The organism is Patulibacter brassicae, from assembly GCF_033949425.1.
GTDB classification, from domain to species: domain Bacteria; phylum Actinomycetota; class Thermoleophilia; order Solirubrobacterales; family Solirubrobacteraceae; genus Patulibacter; species Patulibacter brassicae.
On record NZ_JAXAVX010000003.1, the window covers coordinates 65,633 to 86,217 of the forward strand.

Annotated in this window: 22 protein-coding genes; 11 read left to right on the forward strand and 11 right to left on the reverse strand. The window is 76.4% G+C overall.

Going from position 1 to position 20,585, the window contains the following annotated elements:
* The first annotated feature begins 30 nt into the window (after positions 1-30).
* The gene (locus SK069_RS08025; RefSeq protein ID WP_319953687.1) at positions 31-936 is read left to right on the forward strand and encodes an adenylate/guanylate cyclase domain-containing protein; all 906 of its coding nucleotides are present in this window, start codon (positions 31-33) and stop codon (positions 934-936) included.
* Positions 937-942: 6 nt separating this feature from the next.
* On the opposite strand, the gene SK069_RS08030 is transcribed toward SK069_RS08025, so the two are convergent.
* From SK069_RS08030 to SK069_RS08045, 4 genes are read right to left on the reverse strand one after another with little or no spacing between them, the layout of a single operon-like run.
* Entirely contained in the window at positions 943-1,467 is a 525-nt protein-coding gene (locus SK069_RS08030) for a hypothetical protein (protein ID WP_319953688.1), read from the reverse strand.
* Positions 1,468-1,500: 33 nt separating this feature from the next.
* Positions 1,501-2,412 (reverse strand): SDR family oxidoreductase, encoded by a 912-nt coding sequence (locus tag SK069_RS08035; RefSeq protein ID WP_319953689.1) that lies wholly within the window; start codon positions 2,410-2,412, stop codon positions 1,501-1,503.
* A gap of 33 nt (positions 2,413-2,445) precedes the next feature.
* The gene (locus SK069_RS08040; protein WP_319953976.1) at positions 2,446-3,453 is read right to left on the reverse strand and encodes an MBL fold metallo-hydrolase; all 1,008 of its coding nucleotides are present in this window, start codon (positions 3,451-3,453) and stop codon (positions 2,446-2,448) included.
* Between the two features lie 50 nt (positions 3,454-3,503).
* A complete protein-coding gene (locus SK069_RS08045; protein WP_319953690.1) occupies positions 3,504-5,138 on the reverse strand; it encodes a RecQ family ATP-dependent DNA helicase in 1,635 nt (544 codons plus the stop codon).
* A 152-nt stretch (positions 5,139-5,290) separates the two neighbouring features.
* Here SK069_RS08045 and SK069_RS08050 point away from each other — a divergent pair, with 152 nt between their 5' ends.
* From SK069_RS08050 to SK069_RS08070, 5 genes are all read left to right on the forward strand, one after another.
* Positions 5,291-7,471 (forward strand): VWA domain-containing protein, encoded by a 2,181-nt coding sequence (locus tag SK069_RS08050; protein WP_319953691.1) that lies wholly within the window; start codon positions 5,291-5,293, stop codon positions 7,469-7,471.
* The gene (locus SK069_RS08055; protein WP_319953692.1) at positions 7,468-8,061 is read left to right on the forward strand and encodes a type 1 glutamine amidotransferase family protein; all 594 of its coding nucleotides are present in this window, start codon (positions 7,468-7,470) and stop codon (positions 8,059-8,061) included. Before SK069_RS08050 ends, SK069_RS08055 begins: the two co-directional genes overlap by 4 nt.
* The gene (gene cobM, locus SK069_RS08060) at positions 8,058-8,903 is read left to right on the forward strand and encodes a precorrin-4 C(11)-methyltransferase (protein ID WP_319953693.1); all 846 of its coding nucleotides are present in this window, start codon (positions 8,058-8,060) and stop codon (positions 8,901-8,903) included. Before SK069_RS08055 ends, cobM begins: the two co-directional genes overlap by 4 nt.
* A gap of 183 nt (positions 8,904-9,086) precedes the next feature.
* On the forward strand, positions 9,087-9,914 hold the full coding sequence (locus SK069_RS08065) for an ABC transporter ATP-binding protein (RefSeq protein WP_319953694.1): 828 nt from the start codon (positions 9,087-9,089) through the stop codon (positions 9,912-9,914).
* A complete protein-coding gene (locus SK069_RS08070) occupies positions 9,911-10,678 on the forward strand; it encodes an ABC transporter permease (protein WP_319953695.1) in 768 nt (255 codons plus the stop codon). Before SK069_RS08065 ends, SK069_RS08070 begins: the two co-directional genes overlap by 4 nt.
* A gap of 43 nt (positions 10,679-10,721) precedes the next feature.
* Here the strand turns inward: SK069_RS08070 and SK069_RS08075 are convergent, their stop codons facing one another.
* From SK069_RS08075 to SK069_RS08095, 5 genes are all read right to left on the reverse strand, one after another.
* Positions 10,722-11,096, reverse strand: a complete 375-nt coding sequence (locus tag SK069_RS08075) for a type II toxin-antitoxin system VapC family toxin (RefSeq protein ID WP_319953696.1) — start codon at positions 11,094-11,096, stop codon at positions 10,722-10,724.
* Position 11,097: 1 nt separating this feature from the next.
* A complete protein-coding gene (locus SK069_RS08080; RefSeq protein ID WP_319953697.1) occupies positions 11,098-11,337 on the reverse strand; it encodes a type II toxin-antitoxin system Phd/YefM family antitoxin in 240 nt (79 codons plus the stop codon).
* Positions 11,338-11,442: 105 nt separating this feature from the next.
* The gene (gene cobF, locus SK069_RS08085) at positions 11,443-12,198 is read right to left on the reverse strand and encodes a precorrin-6A synthase (deacetylating) (protein WP_319953698.1); all 756 of its coding nucleotides are present in this window, start codon (positions 12,196-12,198) and stop codon (positions 11,443-11,445) included.
* Positions 12,199-12,237: 39 nt separating this feature from the next.
* Complete coding sequence (locus tag SK069_RS08090) at positions 12,238-12,612, reverse strand: type II toxin-antitoxin system VapC family toxin (RefSeq protein ID WP_319953699.1); 375 nt, start codon at positions 12,610-12,612, stop codon at positions 12,238-12,240.
* Positions 12,609-12,857 carry a type II toxin-antitoxin system Phd/YefM family antitoxin gene (locus SK069_RS08095; RefSeq protein ID WP_319953700.1) on the reverse strand — a complete coding sequence of 83 codons (249 nt, stop codon included), beginning with the start codon at positions 12,855-12,857 and terminating at the stop codon, positions 12,609-12,611. Before SK069_RS08095 ends, SK069_RS08090 begins: the two co-directional genes overlap by 4 nt.
* Before the next feature lie 95 nt (positions 12,858-12,952).
* Between SK069_RS08095 and cbiQ the strand changes: the two genes are divergently transcribed.
* Positions 12,953-13,729, forward strand: a complete 777-nt coding sequence (gene cbiQ, locus SK069_RS08100; protein WP_319953701.1) for a cobalt ECF transporter T component CbiQ — start codon at positions 12,953-12,955, stop codon at positions 13,727-13,729.
* A gap of 17 nt (positions 13,730-13,746) precedes the next feature.
* Here the strand turns inward: cbiQ and SK069_RS08105 are convergent, their stop codons facing one another.
* Positions 13,747-14,766: an LLM class flavin-dependent oxidoreductase gene (locus SK069_RS08105; protein WP_319953702.1), complete on the reverse strand. Its 1,020-nt coding sequence runs from the start codon at positions 14,764-14,766 to the stop codon at positions 13,747-13,749.
* Between the two features lie 79 nt (positions 14,767-14,845).
* Here SK069_RS08105 and SK069_RS08110 point away from each other — a divergent pair, with 79 nt between their 5' ends.
* From SK069_RS08110 to lnt, 4 genes are all read left to right on the forward strand, one after another.
* A complete protein-coding gene (locus SK069_RS08110) occupies positions 14,846-15,703 on the forward strand; it encodes a hypothetical protein (RefSeq protein ID WP_319953703.1) in 858 nt (285 codons plus the stop codon).
* Positions 15,704-15,915: 212 nt separating this feature from the next.
* On the forward strand, positions 15,916-17,538 hold the full coding sequence (locus SK069_RS08115; RefSeq protein WP_319953704.1) for a hypothetical protein: 1,623 nt from the start codon (positions 15,916-15,918) through the stop codon (positions 17,536-17,538).
* A 117-nt stretch (positions 17,539-17,655) separates the two neighbouring features.
* A complete protein-coding gene (locus SK069_RS08120; RefSeq protein WP_319953705.1) occupies positions 17,656-18,333 on the forward strand; it encodes an ABC transporter ATP-binding protein in 678 nt (225 codons plus the stop codon).
* Between the two features lie 10 nt (positions 18,334-18,343).
* Positions 18,344-19,951: an apolipoprotein N-acyltransferase gene (gene lnt, locus SK069_RS08125; RefSeq protein ID WP_319953706.1), complete on the forward strand. Its 1,608-nt coding sequence runs from the start codon at positions 18,344-18,346 to the stop codon at positions 19,949-19,951.
* On the opposite strand, the gene SK069_RS08130 is transcribed toward lnt, so the two are convergent.
* Positions 19,936-20,520 (reverse strand): cupin domain-containing protein, encoded by a 585-nt coding sequence (locus SK069_RS08130; RefSeq protein WP_319953707.1) that lies wholly within the window; start codon positions 20,518-20,520, stop codon positions 19,936-19,938. The two genes, lnt and SK069_RS08130, sit on opposite strands and share 16 nt — an antisense overlap.
* Positions 20,521-20,585 lie beyond the last annotated feature (65 nt).

The window sequence follows — 20,585 nt, forward strand, 5'->3', positions numbered from 1 at the left end:
GCGCGCCCGGACCTGCGAGGCTCCTGCGGCATGCCGCCCGAGCGCGACGAGCCCCCGACGCCGGAGCAGCGGCCCGCGGAGCCGCCGGCGCCCGACGCCGCGTCGGGTCCGGCGGGCGCTGCGGCCGACCTGCTGGCGCACGACGCGCCGGCGGGCCTGCCCCGGAGCGAGCGCGGACCGCTCGGCGCGCTGCGCCGGGTGAACGAGAGCGACCGGCTGATCGACGCGGCGGAGCGCCTGCGCCGTCGCCTGCCGGGCGACCCGCGCTTCGGCGACGCCCTCTCGACCGCGGAGTCCGGCCCGTCCGGCTCCGCGTCGCTCACGCGGCGCATCGCCCGGCTGGCGGGCCAGGGGACCGGCGGCCTGGCGCACGAGCTGGGGCTCGGCGCGCTGCAGGTGTGGCAGGCCGCGGCCGAGTCGCGGGGTCGTGGCCGCGGGACGGAGGACCTGACGGTCCTCTTCACGGACCTCGTCGGCTTCTCCCGCTGGGCGCTGGAGGCCGGCGACCCGGCGACCCTGCTGCTGCTGCGCGAGGTCGCGGCGGTCCTCGACCCCGCCGTCGCACGGCATCGCGGCCGCGTCGTGAAGTGGCTCGGCGACGGCATGATGGCCGTGCTGCCCACCCCGGAGGCCGCGGTCCAGGCCGTGCTCGAGGGCCGCGACGCGCTGCGGGAGATCGAGGTCGCGGGCTTCCAGCCGCGGATCCGCGCCGGCATCCACCGCGGGCGTCCGCGCCGCGTCGGCGGCGACTACCTCGGCGTCGACGTGAACATCGCCGCCCGCGTCGCCGACGCCGCGAGCGCCGACGAGCTGCTCGCCTCGGACGCCGCCGTCGCCGGGCTCGACGAGGAGCGCTGGAGCCGCAAGCGCAAGCGCCGGTTCCGGGCCAAGGGCGTCCCGGCCGAGGTCACGGTCTACGCGGTCCGCGCCCGCTGAGGCGGCTCAGGCGCGGGTCGGCTCGGGCTCCTCGACGACGACCTCGACGCTCTCCGGCGCGTCGAGGATCGCCGCGGTGCCGTCGATCCGGGCCTCGTCGAGCGCCGGGCGCTTCGAGCGCCGGCGCAGCGGATTGGCCACGCGGCGCGCGATCCGGTCGATCCGCTCGAGCGACCGGCCCATGTCGCCGATGCTGTGCTCGACGCCGGAGAGGACGGTCGGCAGCGGCTCGACGGACGTCGTCAGCTCGTCGACCCGCCGGCTCATCGTGATGACCGAGCCGGACAGGGCCTCCGGCTGCAGCGCCGCGATCTCGGACCGCAGCCCCTCGACCGCGCCGATGACCTCCTGGATGTCCCCGCGCATGCCCTTCATGTCGACGGCGACGTCGCGCAGGAGCATCAGCTCGCCCTGCAGCTTGCGGATCTCGCCCGGCAGGGTGCCGAGCGTCCGCTGCAGGTCGATGACCGCGTCGAGCGCCTGCTCGATCTTCGGCAGGAGCTGCGGCAGCGTCGGGAGGGCGAGGCGCATCGCGGACAAGGCTCTACCCCGACGGGCCGTCCGTCAACCCTGCTGGACGGTCTGTCCGGTTTCCTGCGCCTCGACGGTCTTCGCGCCGAACGACCGGCCGAGCGCCGCGACCTCCGCCTCGAGCGCCGGCACGGCCTTGCGGGCCTGGAGCTTGATCCCGATGTCGCTGACGGGGCTGATGACGATCGTGCGCAGCGCCTGGAAGACGGCCAGCGAGCGCGGCACGTAGATCCGGCGCTTGCGCTTGGCGATGCCCTCGGCCACGGCGGCGGCACAGGCCTGCACCGTCGTCGTGGAGCCGAGCGGGCCGGGGAGCCGCGAGCGGATCTCCCGGAACGTCCGCAGGTCGTTCTCCGTGTCGCGGACGAGGTCGGTGTCGATCCACGAGGGGTGGCAGGAGCCGACCTTCACGCCCTTGTGGGCGACCTCCAGCCGCAGGACGTTCGCGAACGCCTCGGCGCCCGCCTTCGAGGCGCAGTAGGCGGCCATGCCCGGCAGGACGGTGAACGACGCCAGCGACGCGACGACGAGGACGTAGCCGCGGCGCTCGGTGACGTGCGGCAGCGCCGCGCTCACCGTCCGGACGACCCCGTTCAGGTTCACGTCGATCGTCCGCACGAGCGCGTCGGGCGGGTTGATCGCGACGGTGCCGTTGTTCGCGATGCCGGCGTTCGCCATGACGACGTCGATGCCGCCGAGCCGCTCGACCGTCCCGGCGACGGCGGCGTCGATCGACGCCTGGTCGGTGACGTCGGCCTCGAACCAGACGTGGCGCTCCGGCCCGCCGCCGTTGAGCTCGGCGGCCAGTGCGGCGAGCGCGTCGGGCTCGAGCCCGACGAGCGAGAGGCGGGCGCCCTGCCGCGCGAGGACGCGCGCGGTCTCGGCGCCGATGCCGCGCGCGGCGCCGGTCACGAGGACGACCTGGTCGGTGATCGAGCGAGCCATACGGCGCATCCTACTCGTCCGTAGGAAGTTTGGCTACTCGCCAGTAGGTCGCGGCCCCGCCGCGGCCCAGAGGACCCGATCGCCCGCGTCCACGCGCCGCGCCGTCCCGGCGTCCTCCAGCAGCTCGAGGGAGGCGAGGACGCTCGCCAGCCGCGTCAGCCCGTACGCGCTCGCCGGACCCGACGGCCAGAGCTCGCGGGCGATCGCCCAGCCGCTGCGCGGCTCGGGTCCCAGCAGCGCGGCGATCCGCGCCGTCCGGCGGTCGAGCCGCTCGCGACGGGCCGCGATCGTCGCGCCGGCGTCGCGCAGCGCGGGCCCGTGGCCGGTGAGGACGAGGCGGTCGCCGCGTGCCGCCGTCTCCGCGAGCGCCGCGAGGTACGCCACCGCCGGGCGCGCGCCGGGGGCCACCATCGAGCCGAGCACCGGGGTGAGGGGCGCCGTGGCGAAGAGGTGGTCGCCGACGGCCGCGACGGCCGCCGCTCCGTCGCGCAGGAGGACGTCGGTCGGGCTGTGGCCCGGGCGCTCGAGGACCTCGAGCTCGAGGTCGCCGGCCGGCACGACGTCCCCCTCCGCCAGCGGCACGACGTCGGCGACGGGCCGGAAGCCGTCGAGGACGGCGAGCGCGCCGCGCGTGGACGCGAGGACCTCCGGCGGGGCGTCGTGGCGCCCGGCGTGCCGCTCGCCCCAGTCGAGCTCGCGCTCGTACGCGGTGCGCGGGTCCGCGAGGACCTCCGCCACGCGCGCCCCGGTGCGGACCGTCGCGCCCGCCGCCTCGACGAGCCAGCCCGCCAGGCCGACGTGGTCGACGTGGTGGTGGGTCAGGAGGACCTGCTCGACGTCGGCGACCGCGGCGCCGGCCGCGGCGAGCCCGGCGGCGAGCGCGGCCTCGTGCGGGACGACCGGCATGGCCGCGTCGACGAGCGTCGTCGGGCCCCCGCCGCGGAGCAGGTGGACGTTCACGCCGTCGTCGATGCCCGGCACCGGCAGCGCGATCCGCGTGATCCCGGGGGCGAGCTCCTCGACGGTCAGCGGCTGGTCCATGCGGGGCACCGCGGGGATGCTGGCAGGCGCGCGGCCGCGACCCGCGCCCGTCAGTCGTCCGGCGTCAGCAGCCCGCGCTCCGCGACGAGGCCGACGTCGAGCGTCCGGTAGCCCGCGTCCTCGAAGAGGACCGTCATCCGCCCGCTGCCGTAGCGCTGCACGACGCCGCCGCCCCACTCCCCGTGCCGGACCGCCGCGCCGACCGGGAACGGGCGCTCGCCGTCGTCCGGGTCGGCGCGCCCGTCGGCGCAGGTGTCGCAGGCGCCGCAGGGGCCGGCGAACGCGTCGCCGAAGTACGAGAGCAGCACCTCCCGGCGGCAGTCGCGCGTCTCGGCGTACGTCCGGACCATCGCCAGGCGCGACTCCTCGTACGCCTTCCGGTGGCGGCCGGCCTCCTCCGCCGCCTCGACGGCGCCGGCGAGGTCGTCGAGCTCCTCGCGCGGGGCGACGCGGCCGTCGGCGAGGACCTCGACCGCCCCCGCGTCCTCCAGCCGCCCGACGGCCGTCGTGACCTTCGACGCGGTCAGGTCGACCTCCTCGGCGAGCTCCGCGGGGTCGACCGGCTCGTCGACGGCCTCGACGACGGTCGCGACCCGCGCGATCTGGTCGCCGTCGACCTGCCCGGCGCCGGCCTGGAACCGCCGCAGCCCGAGATCCTGCGGCCGGTAGAAGAGGATCGCCGACGCCGGCTCGCCGTCGCGGCCGGCACGCCCGATCTCCTGGAAGTACGCGTCGAGCGACGAGGACGGGGCGTCGTGCAGCACGAAGCGCACGTCGGGCTTGTCGACGCCCATCCCGAACGCGATCGTCGCCACGACGACCCGCGCCGTGCCGTCGAGGAACGCCTCGAGCACCTCCTCGCGCGGGCCCGCCGCCATCCCGCCGTGGTAGTGGCGCGCGGCGACGCCGCGCTCGACGAGCGTCGCCGCGAGCTCCTCGGCCGCGCGGCGCGTCGCGACGTACACGAGACCGGAGCCCTCCTGCTCGCCGATCTCGTCGAGCAGCGCGGCGGCCTTCGCGTCCTCGTCCTCGAACCGCCGCACCTCGAGCCAGAGCTCGGGCCGGTCGAACGACCCGACGACGAGCGCCGGGTCCTCCATCCCGAGGCGCGCGACGATCTCGTCCCGCACGGGGGGCGCCGCGGTCGCGGTGAGGGCGAGGACCGTCGGCGGCGGGTCCCCGAGGCGCCCGCGGGCGGCGCCGATCCGCAGGTAGTCCGGCCGGAAGTCGTGGCCCCACTCCGACACGCAGTGGGCCTCGTCGACGACGAGGAGCGCCGGACGCACGGCGGCGAGATCCTCGAGGACGTCCGGGTTGGCGAGCTGCTCCGGGGCGAGGAGGACGAAGCGGGCGCGGCCGTCGCCGAGCCGCTCGAGCGCGTCGCGCCGCTCGCCGACGCCCGTCTGGGAGTTCAGGGCGACGGCGAGCCCCTCGTCGCCCGACGCGGCGGCGAGGTTCGCCACCTGGTCCTGCTGCAGCGCGATCAGCGGCGAGACGACGATCGTCGGCCCGGCGAGCCGCAGCCCCGCGAGCTGGTAGATCGCCGACTTGCCGGCGCCGGTCGCCATCACCACGAGGGCGTCGCGGCCGTCGAGCACGGCCTCGACCGCCGTCCGCTGCGCGTCGCGCAGCTCCTCGATGCCGAGCACCTCGGCGGCCAGCTCGTCCAGGGTCGGCTCGGTCACCGGGAGCGCCTACCCCGGCGCGGCGCGCTCTACGCGCCCGTGCGCCCTTCGCGGGGCGGTCCGGGCGCGCCGATGCGGGCGCCGCCCGGTGCCGGGAGCGGGCCCGAGGCGTGGCAGCGCTCACCCCGCCGTCGCAGTAGCGTCACGGCCTCGTGACGTCGCCGGGATCGGTTCGCTTCCCCCTCTCCGCGCTGGTCGGCCAGGACGACCTCCGCCGCGCGCTCCTCGTCAACGCGGTCGCCCCCGAGGTCGGGGGCGTGCTCGTGCGGGGCGAGCGGGGCACGGCGAAGACGACGGCGGTGCGCGGGCTCGAGCCCCTGCTGCCGCCGCTGGAGGTCGTCGCCGGCTGCCCGTACGGCTCCGCCCCGGCCGAGGCGTCTCGCTGTCCGTGCCCCGCGTGCGCGGCGCTCGTCGCCGGCGCGCCGCTGCACGAGCCGGCGACGGCGACGCGCCCCGCGGCGCTCGTCGAGCTGCCGGTCGGCGCGACCGTCGACCGGGTCGTCGGCACGCTCGACCTCGAGCGGGCGCTGCGCGACGGCGAGGCCGCGCTGCAGCCCGGCCTGCTGGCCCGCGCGCACCGCGGGATCCTCTACGTCGACGAGGTGAACCTCCTCGGCGACCACCTCGTCGACGTGCTGCTCGACGCGGCCGCCCAGGGCGAGGCGACGGTCGAGCGCGACGGGATCTCCGTCCGGCACCCGGCGCGGTTCCTGCTCGTCGGGACGATGAACCCCGAGGAGGGCGACCTGCGGCCGCAGCTGCTGGACCGCTTCGGGCTCTCCGTCACCGTCGCCGGGTCGACCGACCCGGCCACGCGGGCCGAGGTCGTGCGCCGGCGCCTGGCGTTCGAGGCCGACCCCGTCGCCTTCGCGGCCCGGTTCGCCGACGAGGACGCCCGGATCGCCGCCGCGATCGCCGCCGCGGCCGCGCGCCTGCCCGCGGTCCGCCTCGGCGAGCGCGCGCTGCGGCTCATCACCGGCGCGTGCGCGCGGCTCGGCGTCGACGGGCTGCGCGCCGACCTCGTCGCCGCGCGCTGCAGCCGGGCGATCGCCGCGCTCGCGGGACGCGACGAGGTGTCCGAGGAGGACGTGCGCGAGGCGCTGCTGCTGACGCTGCCCCACCGCCGTCGCCGCGGCCCGCTGGACCCGCCCGGCCTCGAGCCCGACGAGCTCGACGAGGCGCTCGACGAGGCGCGCGGCGACGAGGACGAGCCGCCGACCGCCCCGCCGCAGGACGACGACGGCCCCGACGACGACCGCGGCCCCGGAGACCGCGGCCCGGCGCCGGACGACGCCCCACCGGACGCGCGCGACGCCCCGCCCGCCGGATCGGGCGACGACGCGCCCGAGCCGCCCCCCGCCAGCGAGCCCGGCGAGGGGCCCGCGGACGACGACCCGGCCGCCGAGGCCCCGGCCCCGCCGCCCGTCCCCGACCCCGCCCCGCCGGCCGACGAACCGCCCGCCGACCGGCCCTTCCGTCCCGGCGCCGCCGCCCGCACCCGTCGCGACGCGCCGACCGGGACGCCCGGCGTCGCGCCGCTGCTGGAGCTCGTCCGCGGCCGCGGAGCCCACCGCACCCCGAGCGGGCGCCGCAGCCGGACCGCGGGCGAGGCCGGGCACCAGGTCGACACCCGCCCCCGCGAGACCGACGAGCAGCCGCTCGCGCTGCCCGCCACGCTGCGCGGCGCCGCCCTGCGCGAGGCCCTGGCCGCCCGCGGCGGCCGCACCGGCCGGCTGCGCGTCACGCCCGGCGACCAGCGCACCCCGGTCCGCGCGGGCCGTGAGGGGACGCTCGTCGTGTTCTGCGTCGACGCGTCCGGCTCGATGGGCGCGCGGCGACGGATGGGCGCGGTGAAGGACGCCGCGCTCGGGCTCCTCATGGACGCCTACCAGCGCCGCGACCGCGTGGCCCTCGTGACCTTCCGCGGCCGCGACGCCGAGGTCGTCCTGCCGCCCACGGGGTCGGTCGAGCGCGCCGCGACGCGGCTGGCGGACCTGCCGACGGGCGGCGGCACGCCGCTGGCGGCGGGCCTCGACGCCGCGACGACGCTCGTCCGCGCCCACCGGCTGCGCGACCCGGGGCGCCGCGTGCTCTGCCTCGTGGTGACGGACGGGCGCGCCTCGGGCGGCCGCACCGGGCTCGCGGCCGCCGAGCGTGCCGCCGCGCGGCTCGGCCGGGTCGCCGACGGGGTCGTCGTCTTCGACAGCGAGCAGGGGCGCGTGCGCCTCGGCCTCAGCGCGCGGATCGCCGCCGCGGCCGGACCGGAGGCGCGGCTGCTGCCGATCGGCGCGCTGGCCGGCGAGGCGCCCCGCGCCCGGGTGGGGGCGCGATGAGCCGCCCGGTCGTGGCGGTGGCGACCGGCCCCGCGCTGCTGGAGCCCAGCCGCGAGCTGCGCGACGCGATCGCCGTGGCCGGCGCCGCGCTCGCGACCGTCGACCTCACCACCGACGCCGCGCTGCCCGACGGGGCCGTGGCGCTCGTCCTCGGCGACGGGGCCCCCGTGCCGCACGCACCGGCGATCGGGGCGAACGAGGCCCTGCGCGACGCGGTCGTCGCCCACCACCGGGCCGGACGGCGGATCGTCGCCGAGGGCGCCGGGGTGGCGTACCTCGCCACGAGCCTCGACGGGCACCCGATGTGCGACGTCCTCCCCGCCGCGGCGCGCCCCGGCCCGGGCGGCGTGCCTGGTCCGGTCGAGCTCATGGCCGCCGCCGACGGGCCGGTCCACGCCATCGGGCAGAAGCGGATCGGCCGCCCCTCCCGCGCGGTGGCGCTCGACGTCACCGCCGGCTCGCAGCCGGCGTGGACGATCGGCCGCGATCGCGAGGGCTGGGCGATGCCGGGCCTGCACGCGAGCCTCATCGTCGTCCCGTGGACGCCGGACCGCCTGCAGCGCCTGCTCGAGGGAGCGCCCGTCGCATGACCGATCCCGATCGGCCGACCGCCGTCGACCCCCGCCCCGCCGCGGGCGGTCGCGTTGTGTTCGTCGGCGCCGGCCCCGGCGCCGCCGACCTGCTCACGATCCGCGGGGCGAAGGTCCTCGGCGAGGCGGACGTCGTCGTCTGGCCCCGGTCGCTCGTGCCGCCCGAGGTCATGGAGCACGCGCGGCCCGACGCCGAGGTGCTGACGAGCGACGACCACACGCTCGAGGACGTCATCGCCCTCTTCTCGCGGGCGAAGGTCGAGGGCCTCGTCGTCTGCCGCCTGCAGTCCGGCGACCCCTCGATCTACGCGACGCTCCACGAGCAGATCAACGCCTGCCGGCGGATGGACCTGCCGTACGAGATCGTGCCCGGCGTCGGATCGCTGTCCGCGCTCGCCGCCGCGCTCGGCCAGGAGCTCACGGTCCCCGAGGTCGCCCAGTCGCTCGTGCTCACGCGGCGCGCCGTCCGGGTCCCGATGCCGGAGAACGAGCAGCTGCAGGACCTCGCCCGGCACGGCACGACAATGGCCCTCTACCTCTCGGTGCGCCGCCCGCGCGAGCTGCAGGCCGACCTCCTGGCGGGCGGCTACGCCCCCGACGCGCCGGTCGCGATCGGCTACCGGGTCTCGTGGCCGGACGAGCGGATCATCCGCTGCCGGCTCGACGAGCTCGCCGCGACCCTGAAGGCCGAGCGGATCACGACCCAGGCGCTGATCGTCCTCGGGCCGGCGCTCGCCGGCGGCGAGGAGGAGCGGCGCTCGCACGTCTACCGCCCGACGTACGGCCACCGCTACCGGCGGCTGGGCAACCCCGCCGCGTACCGCGGCGACGAGCCGTCCTGAGCGGCGCGCGGGCCGCGCCCCGCCGTGCCTCCGACGGGCCCCGCCGCGAGGCGCGTCGCCCGGGAACGCCGCGCTTGACCTCAAGTGCGGTCGAGGCGCCATCATGGCTCCCATGTGGTGCTCCCGTCCCCGCGCCGTCCGGCGCGTCGTCCCGTCCTGCCCATCCGGCCCCGGAGGTCGCGCGTGACCCTCGCCCTCGAGGTCCGCGACCTCGTCAAGCGCTACCCGACCGGTACCGAGGCCCTGAAGGGCGTCTCGCTCGACATCCGGGAGGGCGAGTTCTTCGGCCTCCTCGGCCCCAACGGCGCCGGCAAGTCGACGCTCATCCACTGCACGACCGGCCTCGCGAGCCCGACGTCGGGCACGATCCGCGTGTTCGGCCACGACGCCGTGACGCACTACGTCGACGCCCGCGCCGCCGTCGGCCTCGCGCCGCAGGAGCTGAACATCGACTGGTTCCTGACGCTCGAGGAGACGCTCGACTACCACGGCGGCTACTTCGGGATGCCCCGCAAGGAGCGCCGCGCCCGCGCGAAGGAGCTGCTCGAGGCGTTCTCGCTGACGGAGAAGAAGGACGAGCGCACCCGCACGCTCTCCGGCGGGATGAAGCGCCGGCTGATCCTCGCCCGCGCCCTCATGCACCGCCCGCGGCTCCTCATCCTCGACGAGCCGACCGCGGGCGTCGACGTCGAGCTGCGCCTCGAGCTGTGGCAGTACGTGCGGCGGATCAACGAGGAGGGCACGACCGTCCTGCTCACGACCCACTACCTCGAGGAGGCCGAGTTGCTCTGCGACCGGATCGCCTTCATCAACGGCGGCGAGATCGTCGCCGAGGGCACGAGCGAGCAGCTCGCCGCGCACTACGGCGTGGCCGGGCTCGAGGACGCCTACCTCGAGCTCGTCGGGCGCAAGGAGCTGTCGCGCAACGGCGCGAGCGCCGTCCCGGACGGCGTCGACCCGGACCTCGCCGACGCCGCGGCCCGGGCCGGCGCGACGGAGTCCGAGCGATGACCGCCGCCCAGATCCGCCTGCTCTCGCTGCTGCGCCGCGAGTGCAGCCGCTTCCTGAAGATCAAGCGCCAGACGATCGGCGCCCCGCTGCTGGAGACGTTCCTCTACGTCTCGGTGTTCGGGGCCGCGCTCGGCAGCCGGGTCGGCGACCTCCACGGGTTCGACTACGTGGTGTTCGTCGTCCCCGGCCTGATCATGATGGCGTTCGCCATCAACGCGTTCGCGAACAACTCCAGCTCCCTGCTCCAGCAGAAGATGCAGGGCTCGATCCACGACCAGCTCTCGTCACCGGCGACGCCGCTGGAGCTGCTGCTGGCGTTCTCGCTCGGCGGGTTCCTCCGGGGCCTCGTGATCGCCGTCCTGACGCTCGTCGCCGCCGCCCTGCTCGTCGACCTGCCGCTGCGCCACCCGGAGGTCCTCCTCCCGGCGCTCTTCCTCGTGGGCATGTTCTTCGCCCAGCTCGGGGTGCTCATCGGCGTCCGCGCCGAGCAGTTCGACGACGTCGCCGTCGCCCAGACGTTCGTGCTGCAGCCGCTGATCTTCCTCGGCGGCGTCTTCTACTCGACGTCGCTGTTGGACGAGCCGTTCGCGACGCTCACCCACTTCGATCCCGTCTACTACATGATCAACCTCGTGCGGTACGGGTTCCTCGGCTACACCGAGGAGTCGATCTGGCTGTCGTTGACGCTCCTGACGCTCGCGACGACCGTGCTGTTCCTCCTGAACCTGCGCCTCTTCCGGCGCGGCTGGAAGCTCCGCTCCTAGGGCGCCGCGCGACGTCCCGGGGCCGGCGCCGTCGGCCCCCGGCTCAGCGGAGGACGGGGACGTCGTAGGCGTCGATCCACGGGTCGGCGCTCACGATCGTCAGGCCCTCGAGCTGGGCCTGCGCGACGAGCAAGCGGTCGAACGGGTCGCGATGGTGCCAGGGCAGCACTGCGACGTGGTCCGCGTGGCGCGGGGCGATCGGGAGGAGCTCCACGTCGACCGCCTCGAGACGCGCGAGGAGGTCCGCGGTCGGCGGAACGAGCTTGCCGAGCGACCGCTTGATCGCGGCCTCCCACAGCACGACCGCGCTCACCACGACCTTCGCCCGCGGCCGGGAAAGCGCCTCGATCATCGGTGCGCTGAGTCGGTCGCGACGTCCCGCCAGCCACCAGAGGACGACGTGCGTGTCGAGCAGCACGTCAGTCGACCATGCCGAGGGCGCGCGCCACGTCCTCGGGCAGCTCGTCCCAGTCGTCGGCGATCTCGACGTCCGGGAGCGTCCCGAACGCCTCCGCGAACGGGATCCTCCGCTGCTCGAGGGGCGCGAGCCGCACGACGGCCTCGCCCCGACGGGTGATGACGATCTCCTCTCCCGCGAGCGCGCGCTCCACGAGCCGGGAGAGGTGGGTCTTGGCCTCGTGCATGCCGACGCTCGCCATGCGTCGACCGTACCAGCGAACTAGCCAACGGACTAGATCATGCCCGTCACAGGACGGTGCCGAGGTCGTTCCCGCCCGCGACGCGGCAGCTCGTCGCCGGCCGGCTCAGCGCGCCCGGCGCAGGAGGTACGTGTCGAACATCCAGCCCTTGCGCTCACGCGCCTGGGCCCGGACGCGGACGACCTCGTCGGCGACGTCGCCGAGCCGACCGTGGATCAGCAGCTCGTCCGGGGTCCCGAGGTACGCGCCCCAGAAGAGCTCGAGGTCGGGGTCCTGGTCGGCGAACGCGAGCTCGGCGTCGAGCATGACGACGACGTCCTCGGTCGTCAGGTCGGCGAGCTGCTCGGCCAGGCGCCGACCGGGGGTGACGCGGATCGTGCCGCCGACCTGGTTGAGCGTCGTCCGGTGGCGGGCCGCGAGGTCCTGAACGGCGCTGATGCCGGGGACGACGTCGTAGTCGAAGGCGACCGTCCCGCTCGCGAGGACCTGCTCGACGACGCCGAGCGTCGAGTCGTAGATCGCCGGGTCGCCCCAGACGAGGAAGGCCCCGCGCTCGTCCTCGCCGAGCTCGGTCGCGATCGCGGCGGCCCACTGCTTCGCGCGGCGGGTGCGCCAGTCGTCCACGACGCCCTCGTGCGCGTCGCGCGAGCGGCCCCGCGGCGGGTCGACGAGCTCGACGACGCGGTGCTCCCCGGTCACGTGCCGGCGCAGGACCTCGCGCCGGACCGCGACGAGGTCCTCCGTCTCCCGGACCTTCGTGATGAGGAAGATCACGCGCGCCGCGTCGAGCGCCTTGATCGCCTGGACCGTGACCTGGTCGGGGTCCCCGGCGCCGATGCCGACGAGCGAGAGGTGCCGCATGGCGGGCGACCCTACCCGGAGCGCCGCGAGGACCCCGCCTCACCAGGCGACGTCGACCCCGTAGCGGGCGAGCACCGCGTCCTTCGTGAGGATCGTCGCGCCCTCGCGCTGCGCCTGGGCGACGAGCAGCCGGTCGAACGGATCGGCGTGGATCGCCGGCAGCCGCTCGACCGCGGCGGCGTGCTCGAGCGCGATCGGCAGCGCACGCGCGCCCGCGCCGAGCAGCGTCGAGGCGAAGCCGTCGGGCGCCTCGAGCTTGCCGAGAGCGCGCTTGATCGCGACCTCCCAGACGACCACCGCGCTGAGCAGCACCTCGCTGCGCTCGTCCGCCAGCAGGGTCAGGGCCCGCTCGCCGAGCGGCGCCGCGTCGTCGAGCCACCAGAGCGCGGCGTGGGTGTCCAGGAGCAGCCTCACCGCAGGCCGAACGCCTCGGCGATCTCCGGCGGAACGTCGTCGAAGTCGTCGGCGAGCCGGACGCGGCCGCGCCACGCCCCGCGGACCTCGGCCAGCCGGTTGGGACGCTCGACGGGCACGAGTCGCGCGGCCGGCGCACCGTGACGCGTGATCACGATCTCCTCGCCCGCGGCGACGCGCGCGACCAAGCGCGAGAGGTGCGTCTTCGCCTCGTGCATCCCGACCTCCGCATCCGCACCGGCCACGCGTTCAGACTAGCACCCGACTAGACCTTGGCCGGGTCGAGCAGCGACCTCCGGCGAGCCGGCGCGGCCGCGGAGGCGCGCCTACACTCCGGCGGGTGAGCGGCGCCGCACACGGGGGCAACGAGGAGCTGCTCCGCCTCGACACTCCGCTGCACCGGCTCCCGGCGCAGTGCAAGGTCGCCACGCTGCTGCTCTTCGCGCTCGCGGTCGCGCTCAGCCCGACCCACGCGGTCTGGCCCTACGGCCTGCACCTCCTGCTCGTCCTCGCGGCGGCGCTCGTGGCGCGCGTCCCGCTGCTCCAGCTCGCCTCGCGGCTCGTGATCGAGATCCCGTTCGTGCTGTTCGTCCTGCTGCTGCCGTTCGTGACGCAGGGCGAGGAGACCCACGTGCTCGGCGTCGGACTGTCGATCGACGGGCTGTGGACGGCGTGGGCGATCGTCGCCAAGGCCTCGCTCGTGCTGCTGGCCACCGCGGTCGTGGCCGCCTGCACCCCGCCGGCGGCGATCCTCGCCGGCGTCGACCGGCTGCGCGCGCCGAAGGTCCTCACCGCGATCGCCGGGTTCACGATCCGCTACGTCGAGGTCGTCCTCGACGAGCTGCAGCGGATGCGGATCGCGCGCGTGGCCCGCGGCGACGACCCGCGCTTCGTCTGGCAGGCGCGGGCGACGATCCGCTCGGCCGGCACGCTGCTCGTGCGCTGCTTCGAGCGCGGCGAGCGCGTGCACCTGGCGATGATCAGCCGCGGATACGACGGCGGCATGCCGCCGGGCCTGCTGACGGTGCCGGCCACCCGCGTGGAGTGGCTCGGCGTCGCGGGGCTCGTGACGGTCGCCGCCTCGATCACCGTGGCCTCCCGCCTCGTCGTCGGCTGAGCCGGCGCGCGCCCGGATCAACCGCCGACGGCGGAGCCCACCGGCACGGCGCCCGAGCGGAGCTCCGGCAGGATCCGGTCGCGGTAGAGCGCGAGCGTCCCGTCCGGATCGGCCTGCCCGATGAGCTGCAGGCACACCGCGTCGGCGCCGAGGCCGGCGAGCTCGCGGACCCGGGCCAGGTGCTCCTCCGGGTCGTCGCTGACGATGAACCCCTCGCGCGCGAACTGCTCGTCGCTCATCTCGGCGTCGGCGAGCCGCTGCATCTCCTCCTGATCGGCGATGTCGTCGGTGTAGAGCTGCGGCAGCTGCGTCGGCTTCCAGCGGCGCGCGCCCGCGATCACCGCGTCGCGCTCGCGCGCCCAGGAGATCCCGCTCTGGAGGACGATCGTGCCGGGCTCGCGCCCGAGCTCGTCGCACGCGTCGCGGTAGGCGCCGATGACCTCCGGCGCCTGCTCGGGATCGCCGAGCGTCCAGAGGCCGTCGCCGTGCTCGGCGGCGATCCGCGCGGCCTTCGGCCCGAACGCGGAGACGATCATCCGCGGGCGCCCCTCCGCGCGGGTGAAGAGGTGGGCGTCCTTCAGCGCGAACCAGCCCTCGTCGACGGTGACGCGCTCGCCGTCCCAGAGCCGGCGGATCGCGGCCAGCCCGGCGGCGAAGCGCTCCTGCTGCTCGGGCACGCCGGGCCAGTCGAGGCCGAGCGGCGACTCGTTGACCGACTCGCCGCTCCCGACGCCGAGCGTGATCCGGCCGGGGAAGAGCGACTCGAGCGACATGAACGCCTGCGCGACGACGCCCGGGTGGTAGTGGTGGACGATCGGCGTGACGCCGGTGGCCAGCGGCGCGCTCGTCACCTGGCCGATCGCCGCGAGCGTCACCCACGCCTGGGCGCCCTCGCCGCCCGGGAACCAGGGCGCCCAGTGGTCGGAGAGGCCGAGCGCGTCGAACCCGGCCTGCTCCGCCGCACGCGCCTGCGCGACGAGCTGCGGAGGGGTGAACTCCTCGGTCGAGCCGGCGAACCAGAGCTGGGGGAAGGCCATGCTCCTCGGCTACCCGACGCGCCCGGCGACGAACCCGACGCGGCGGCCCGCCTCCGCCCCGTGGGCTAGCGTGCCGCGCGTGCGTCCGCCCGGTCCGCTCGCCACGGCGCTGCTCGTCGCGCGCCTGACGCTCGTGGAGGTCGTGCGCGGGCGCGCGGCGCGCGGCCTGCTCGTCGTCAGCGCGGCACTGCTCGCGCTCTTCGCGCTCGCCGCGCACCAGGCGCTCGGAGCCGCCCGGGGGCGCGGTGGCACGGTGACCGTCGACGTCGTCGGCGGAACCCTGCTGGGCAGCGCCGCGTTCGTGGCGCTGTTGCTCGGTGCCACGGTGGCGGGCACGCTCACCGCCTCGGCGGTGCGCGGCGACGCGGAGCGCGGCGCACTCGGCCCGCTCGCCGCACGGCCGGTGTCGCGTCTGGCGATCGTCCTGGGACGCACGCTCGCCGGGGCCGGCCTGGCGGCGGCCTTCGCGATCGCCCTCTGGCTGACGAGCGTCCTCGTCGTGCGGATCGCCGGCGACTGGTCGCCGCCCGCGCTGGCCGGTCCCGCGCTCGCGCTCGGCGGCGCGGTCGCCCTCGTCGCGCTCGGCGGGACCGTCGTCTCCACCGCCCTCCCGACGACCGCGGCGACGATCGCGGTCCTCGCGACCGTCGGCGTCGGGCTGAGCGTCGGGCTCGTCGCCCAGCTCGGCAGCGCCTTCGGCCTGGCGGACCTGCGGACGGTCGCCGACGTCGCCGCGGCGCTGCTGCCGTTCGAGGCGCTCTACCGGCACGTCCTCGCGAGCCTGTCCGACGGCCGCGACCTCGCGGCGGTGGGCGTCGCGATCGGGCCGTTCGGCGGCGCCCGGGAGCTCGCCGCCTGGCACGGTCCGGCCCTGACCGCATGGGTCACCACCGGCCTCGCGCTCGTCGCGTGGCGGGTCCGACGCACCGACGTCTGAGCCGCGGCCCACTCCCGGATGCGCCCGCCGCGCCGACGCGGGCGAGCGAGATGGGGACGCCGTACGCACGACGCTGGCGCGACGGGCGGCGAGGCGCCATACTGCTCGCGCCGCGTGGCCCCCGACGTCGGTGCACCAGATCGTCAGCACGACCAAGGAGCGGTCTTCCCGTGACCCGACCACCACGTTCGAGGGGCAGGCACGCAGCGGCGTTGACGCTGCTCGTCCTGCCCGGCCTCGCCCTCTCCGGCTGCGGGCCGAACGACCAGGACCTGGCGGCGGCCATCGCCGGAACCGCCACGCACCGCGACGGCGGCGTGCTCGTCGCGCCCGACGAGGTCACCGCGGGCCAGCCCGTCGACGTCTCGATCGCCGGATCGAAGATCGGTGACGATCCGCAGGCATGCCCGGTGGCCGCGTTCGTGTTCCGGGACGGCGGGGCGGTCGAGCAGACGGTCGGCGGCCTGGAGACCCTCGCCTCCGGCAGCGCCTGCTCGGTGGTGAAGGGCGAGTTCCGGACGACCTTCGCCGCCGCGGAGCCGGGCGTGCGCGAGGCCGTGCTGCAGGTCCGGATCGAGGCCGACGCCCCCGAGGGACAACTGCCGGTCTACACGATCGCGAGCAAGACGATCCGCGTCGTGACGCCCGGGACCGGCGGCCCACCGCCCACGGGTCCCGGCACCCCACCGGCGCCGGTCCGCTGCGGCACGACGCCGAGCGTCCCCGACGGCTTCAGCTGGGGCTTCCGCGTCAATCCGCTCAAGCCGATCGCGGGCCAGCCACTGGGCGTCGACCCCGGCGGCACGACGAGCGCCAGGCCCGTCGTCCGCTACGCGCTGGACCTCGACAACGACGGGACCCCCGAGGCGACCTCGACCGGAGGGCAGCTCCTGACCACCGCCCCCGGAGCGGCCGGTCCGCTCAGTGGGTGCCTCAGCGCCGTCGACGACCAGGGTCGCGTCGCGACGCACCCGATCACCACGACCGTCGATGCGTCCGGCCTGGGCGCCAAGGACTACGCCGTCCCCGCATCGGTGCCGGTCGGCGCCCCGGTGACGCTGAGCATCACGCCGCCCCCGCCCGCCGGGGCGACCGGCGGCTGCGTCTGGTTCTACGAGAGCGTCGCCGACGCGGACGCGAGCAACCCCATCTACCCCACCTGCGACAGCTCCCGGACGCACGCGTTCGCGAGTCCGGGCCTGAAGTTCACGGAGATCAGCTTCTTCGACGGCGTCGGACACAACAGCTGGGGTCGCTTCGTGCGGGTCACCGCGCCGACGCGCTCCGCGACGCACGCGGCGCGGAAGCCGCGGACGGTCAAGGTCGCGACGACCGTCAGCGGCGCGCCGAAGCTCGTGACGGTCGGCAGGACCGCGTACGCGGCCGGACGACTCGCGACGAAGGGCGCGGTCCTGCGCGGCCGGATGGCCGCGAAGCTCACGAGCCGGCAGCGCAAGCAGGCTCCGGCCCTCGGCGTCCTGCGCAACGCGGACTACGCGATCCGGATGGACGGTGAACGGGTGCTGCTGAGCCCGACGGCGTTCGGGCTCAAGGGCACCGGCCGGCTGCTGGCGCGCTCGCGCAGCGATCGCCGGACGCTCGTGTGCCTCGCCGTCTCCAGCGACGGGACGACGAAGGCGTCCGGCACGACGTGGCGGATCCTGGGCGCGACCGGCAAGGCGCGCGGCTGGACCGGCTCGGGGACGGCGTTCCCGCTCGTCGTCGGCCTGCCGGCGAAGCGCTCGGTCTCGCTGACCGCCAAGCGCGGCCGCGCGAGGTCGACCGCCGGGTGCAAGGGCCTGGCCCAGTACCTCCCGAAGAAGGGCAAGAAGTAGCCCGTGCCCGGGCGCGACCCCGATGCGCGCCGGCCCGCGGGCCCGGCATCGGCGTCGCGTCCGGCCGCGCCACCGCTCCGCGTCAGTGGGGCGGTCAAGCGCCACCGCGGCCGGACGGTGCTGCCCGGGATCGACCTCGTCGTCGCGCCGGGCGAGCAGGTCGGGCTGCTCGGACCCAACGGTGCGGGCAAGTCGACGCTGCTGCGGCTGGCCGCCGGCCTCGCCGGGCCCGACGCCGGGGTCGTCGAGCTCCACGGACGCGCGGCGACCGACCCGTCGGCCCGCATCGGCGTCGGGTACCTCGCCGAGCTGTTCCGCTTCCCGTCCTGGCAGACCGTCGACGAGACGCTGCGCCTGCACCAGCGGCTCGCCGGCAGCGCCTCCGGCGTTCCCGAGCGGATGGAGCTCCTGGCGCTCGTCGGCCTCGCCGAGCGCCGGGACGCCCGGGTCGGGACCCTCTCCAAGGGCCAGCAGCAGCGCCTCGGCCTCGCGCAGGCGCTCGTCGGGGAACCGACGCTCGTGCTGCTCGACGAGCCGACCTCGGCGTTGGATCCGGTCGGGGTGCGGATGGTCCGCCGGCTCCTGACGACCCTACGAGAACGCGGGGTCGCCGTCCTGCTGAGCTCGCATCAGCTGCACGAGGTCGAGCGCGGCTGCGACCGGATCGCCCTGCTGCGCGACGGCCGCGTGCTGCACGAGGGTCCGGTGCCCGAGCTCCTGCGTCGCTCCGGGCACGCCGATCTCGAGTCGCTCTACGTCGCCGCGATGCGCGACGCGTCCGGTGCACCCGGCTGAGCGCGCCGACGTGCCCCGGACCGGCACGCCCGGCGCGGCCGACGCCCCCCGGCACGCGACCGCGCGCCGCCGAGGGCGGACCGGGGCGCTGGCCGCGATCGGCGGTGCCATCGGCGGACTGGCCCCACCGCCGGTCTCGCTCACCCCGTTGGCGCTGCTCGTCGCGCTCGCCCTGCTCGCGCTCGCCTGGCGCACCGCCGACGGCTGGCGCACCGCGGCGCTCGCCGGGGTCGTCTGGGCGGTCATCGGACAGGTGGTGCCGCTGAGCTTCGTGGTGACGACGGTCCAGCGCTTCACCGACCTCGGGGTCGTGGGCGGCCTCGCCGGTCTCTGCCTGCTGCTCGGGGTCCAGTCGCTGCCGTGGGCCGTCGGGGGCGCGGCCCACGCGCTGCTGCGCCGCCGGCTCGGCAGCCCCGAGCTCGTCGCCTTCCCGGTGGCGGTCCTCGTCGCCTGCTCGCTGCCCCGGCCGTTCGGGTGGACCCCGGCCTCGATCCTCCTCGACCGACCGGAGCTCGTCCAGACCGCGGAGTGGCTCGGCGAGCGCGGCACGTCGGTCCTCGTGGCGGCGATCATCGCGGTCGCGGTCGCGGTCGTCCCGCGCTCGAGGAGCCGACCCGGGGCCGCGCGGGTCACTGTCGCCCTGCTGCTCGCGTCGCTGCTCCTCGGTGGCCTGGACCGGCTCGGCGCGGCGCGGATCGCCTCGCTCGACGCCACCGCGGGGCGGACGGTCCGGGTCGGCCTCGTCGATCCCGACGCGCCGGTCCACCGCCGCAGCGCGGGGCCTCGGGATCCTCGCGTCCTCGCGCCGCTGCGCCGGCTCACCATCGCCGCCGAGCGCCGCGGGGCAGCGCTCGTCGCGTGGCCGGAGTCCGCCTACCCGATCGCCCTCCCCCACGCCTCGGGGCGAATCACCGGCGGGAGCGCGGACCCCCGCGCACCGGGGACCCGGGCGCCGCTGCTGCTGGGGCTGGAGACGCGCGACCGCCGGCGACGGCCGTACAACTCGGCTGCCGTGAGCACCTCCGACGGCCGGCTCGGGCGCCCGTACGACAAGCTCGCGCTGCTGCCCATCGGCGAGCGACTGCCGCTGGCCGGCGTCCTGCCGTTCCTCGACGAGCTCTTCCCGAACGCCTCGAACGTCTCCCCGGGTTCGGGGCCGCGGCTGCTGCACGCACCGCTCCCGCGGGGGCCCGCGCTGCGGATCGGCGTCCTCATCTGCTTCGAGGCCGTCCGTGGCGACGTGGCACGCGCGCTGGCCGGCGTGGGGGACGGACCGGACCTCCTGGCGAACCTCAGCAACGACGCGTGGTTCCGCGCGACGACCGAGCCACGGCTGCAGGAGCTGCTCGCCCGGATGCGCGCGATCGAGCTGCGCAGGCCGATGGTCAGGGCGACGAACGGCAGCCCGGCGTCGGTCGTCGACGCCGCGGGTCGGGTGCGCGCGCGGCGCACCGGCCCCGCGCCCGCGGTCCTCGTCGCGGACGTGCCGCTGCGCCCGGCCGACGCGCCCCGCACCCTCCACGCGCGGCTCGGCGACGGACCGACCTGGATCCTGGCGCTCGTCGTCGTCCTCGTCACCGGACCGCTGCGGCGTCGCCGCGCTCACCAGCGCACGTAGCGCTCCCGCAGTCGCCGGTCCTCGCCGCTGCGTCGCGCCTGCCACGCCAGCGCGCGCAGGAGGCGGTTCAGCGCCCAGGCGCCGCGGCCGGCCGCGCGCGTGCGGGTCCAGTGCAGGAGCAGCGCGCCGTGACGGGGGTCGCGCGGGTCCGCGCCCGGGGCCGTCCGGCCGTCGGCGAGCAGCCCGTAGGTCACCTGCTTGGCGATCTCGAAGCCGCGGCTGGCCGGCACCATCTCGACGCGGAAGCACGCGCGGGCGGTCCCCTCGTTGACGAACCGGTGGGCGGTGCCGAGCTCGACGGAGCGGACGTCGCCGGCGCGCAGGACGTGGCGGGCACCGGCCTCCTCGACGACGAGCGCGCCGTCGAGCACCTCGAAGGTCTCGCGGAACGCGTCGTGGACGTGCAGCGGGGTCCCGGCGCCGGGCTCGAGCTCGACCTCCAGCAGCGTGCGAGCGCCGCCGCTGTCGTCGGCGGTGACGAGGAAGGTCACGGCGAGCCCGTGTCCCGGGTGGGCGAGCCGGCGGGGGTCGGTCGCCGGGCTGGGTGCCACGGTGGCGGTCGTCGTCATGACGACAGGGTGCGGCCACGCCGCGCGCCGTCCCAGGGGGGATTCCCCCGTCGTCCCCCACCCGC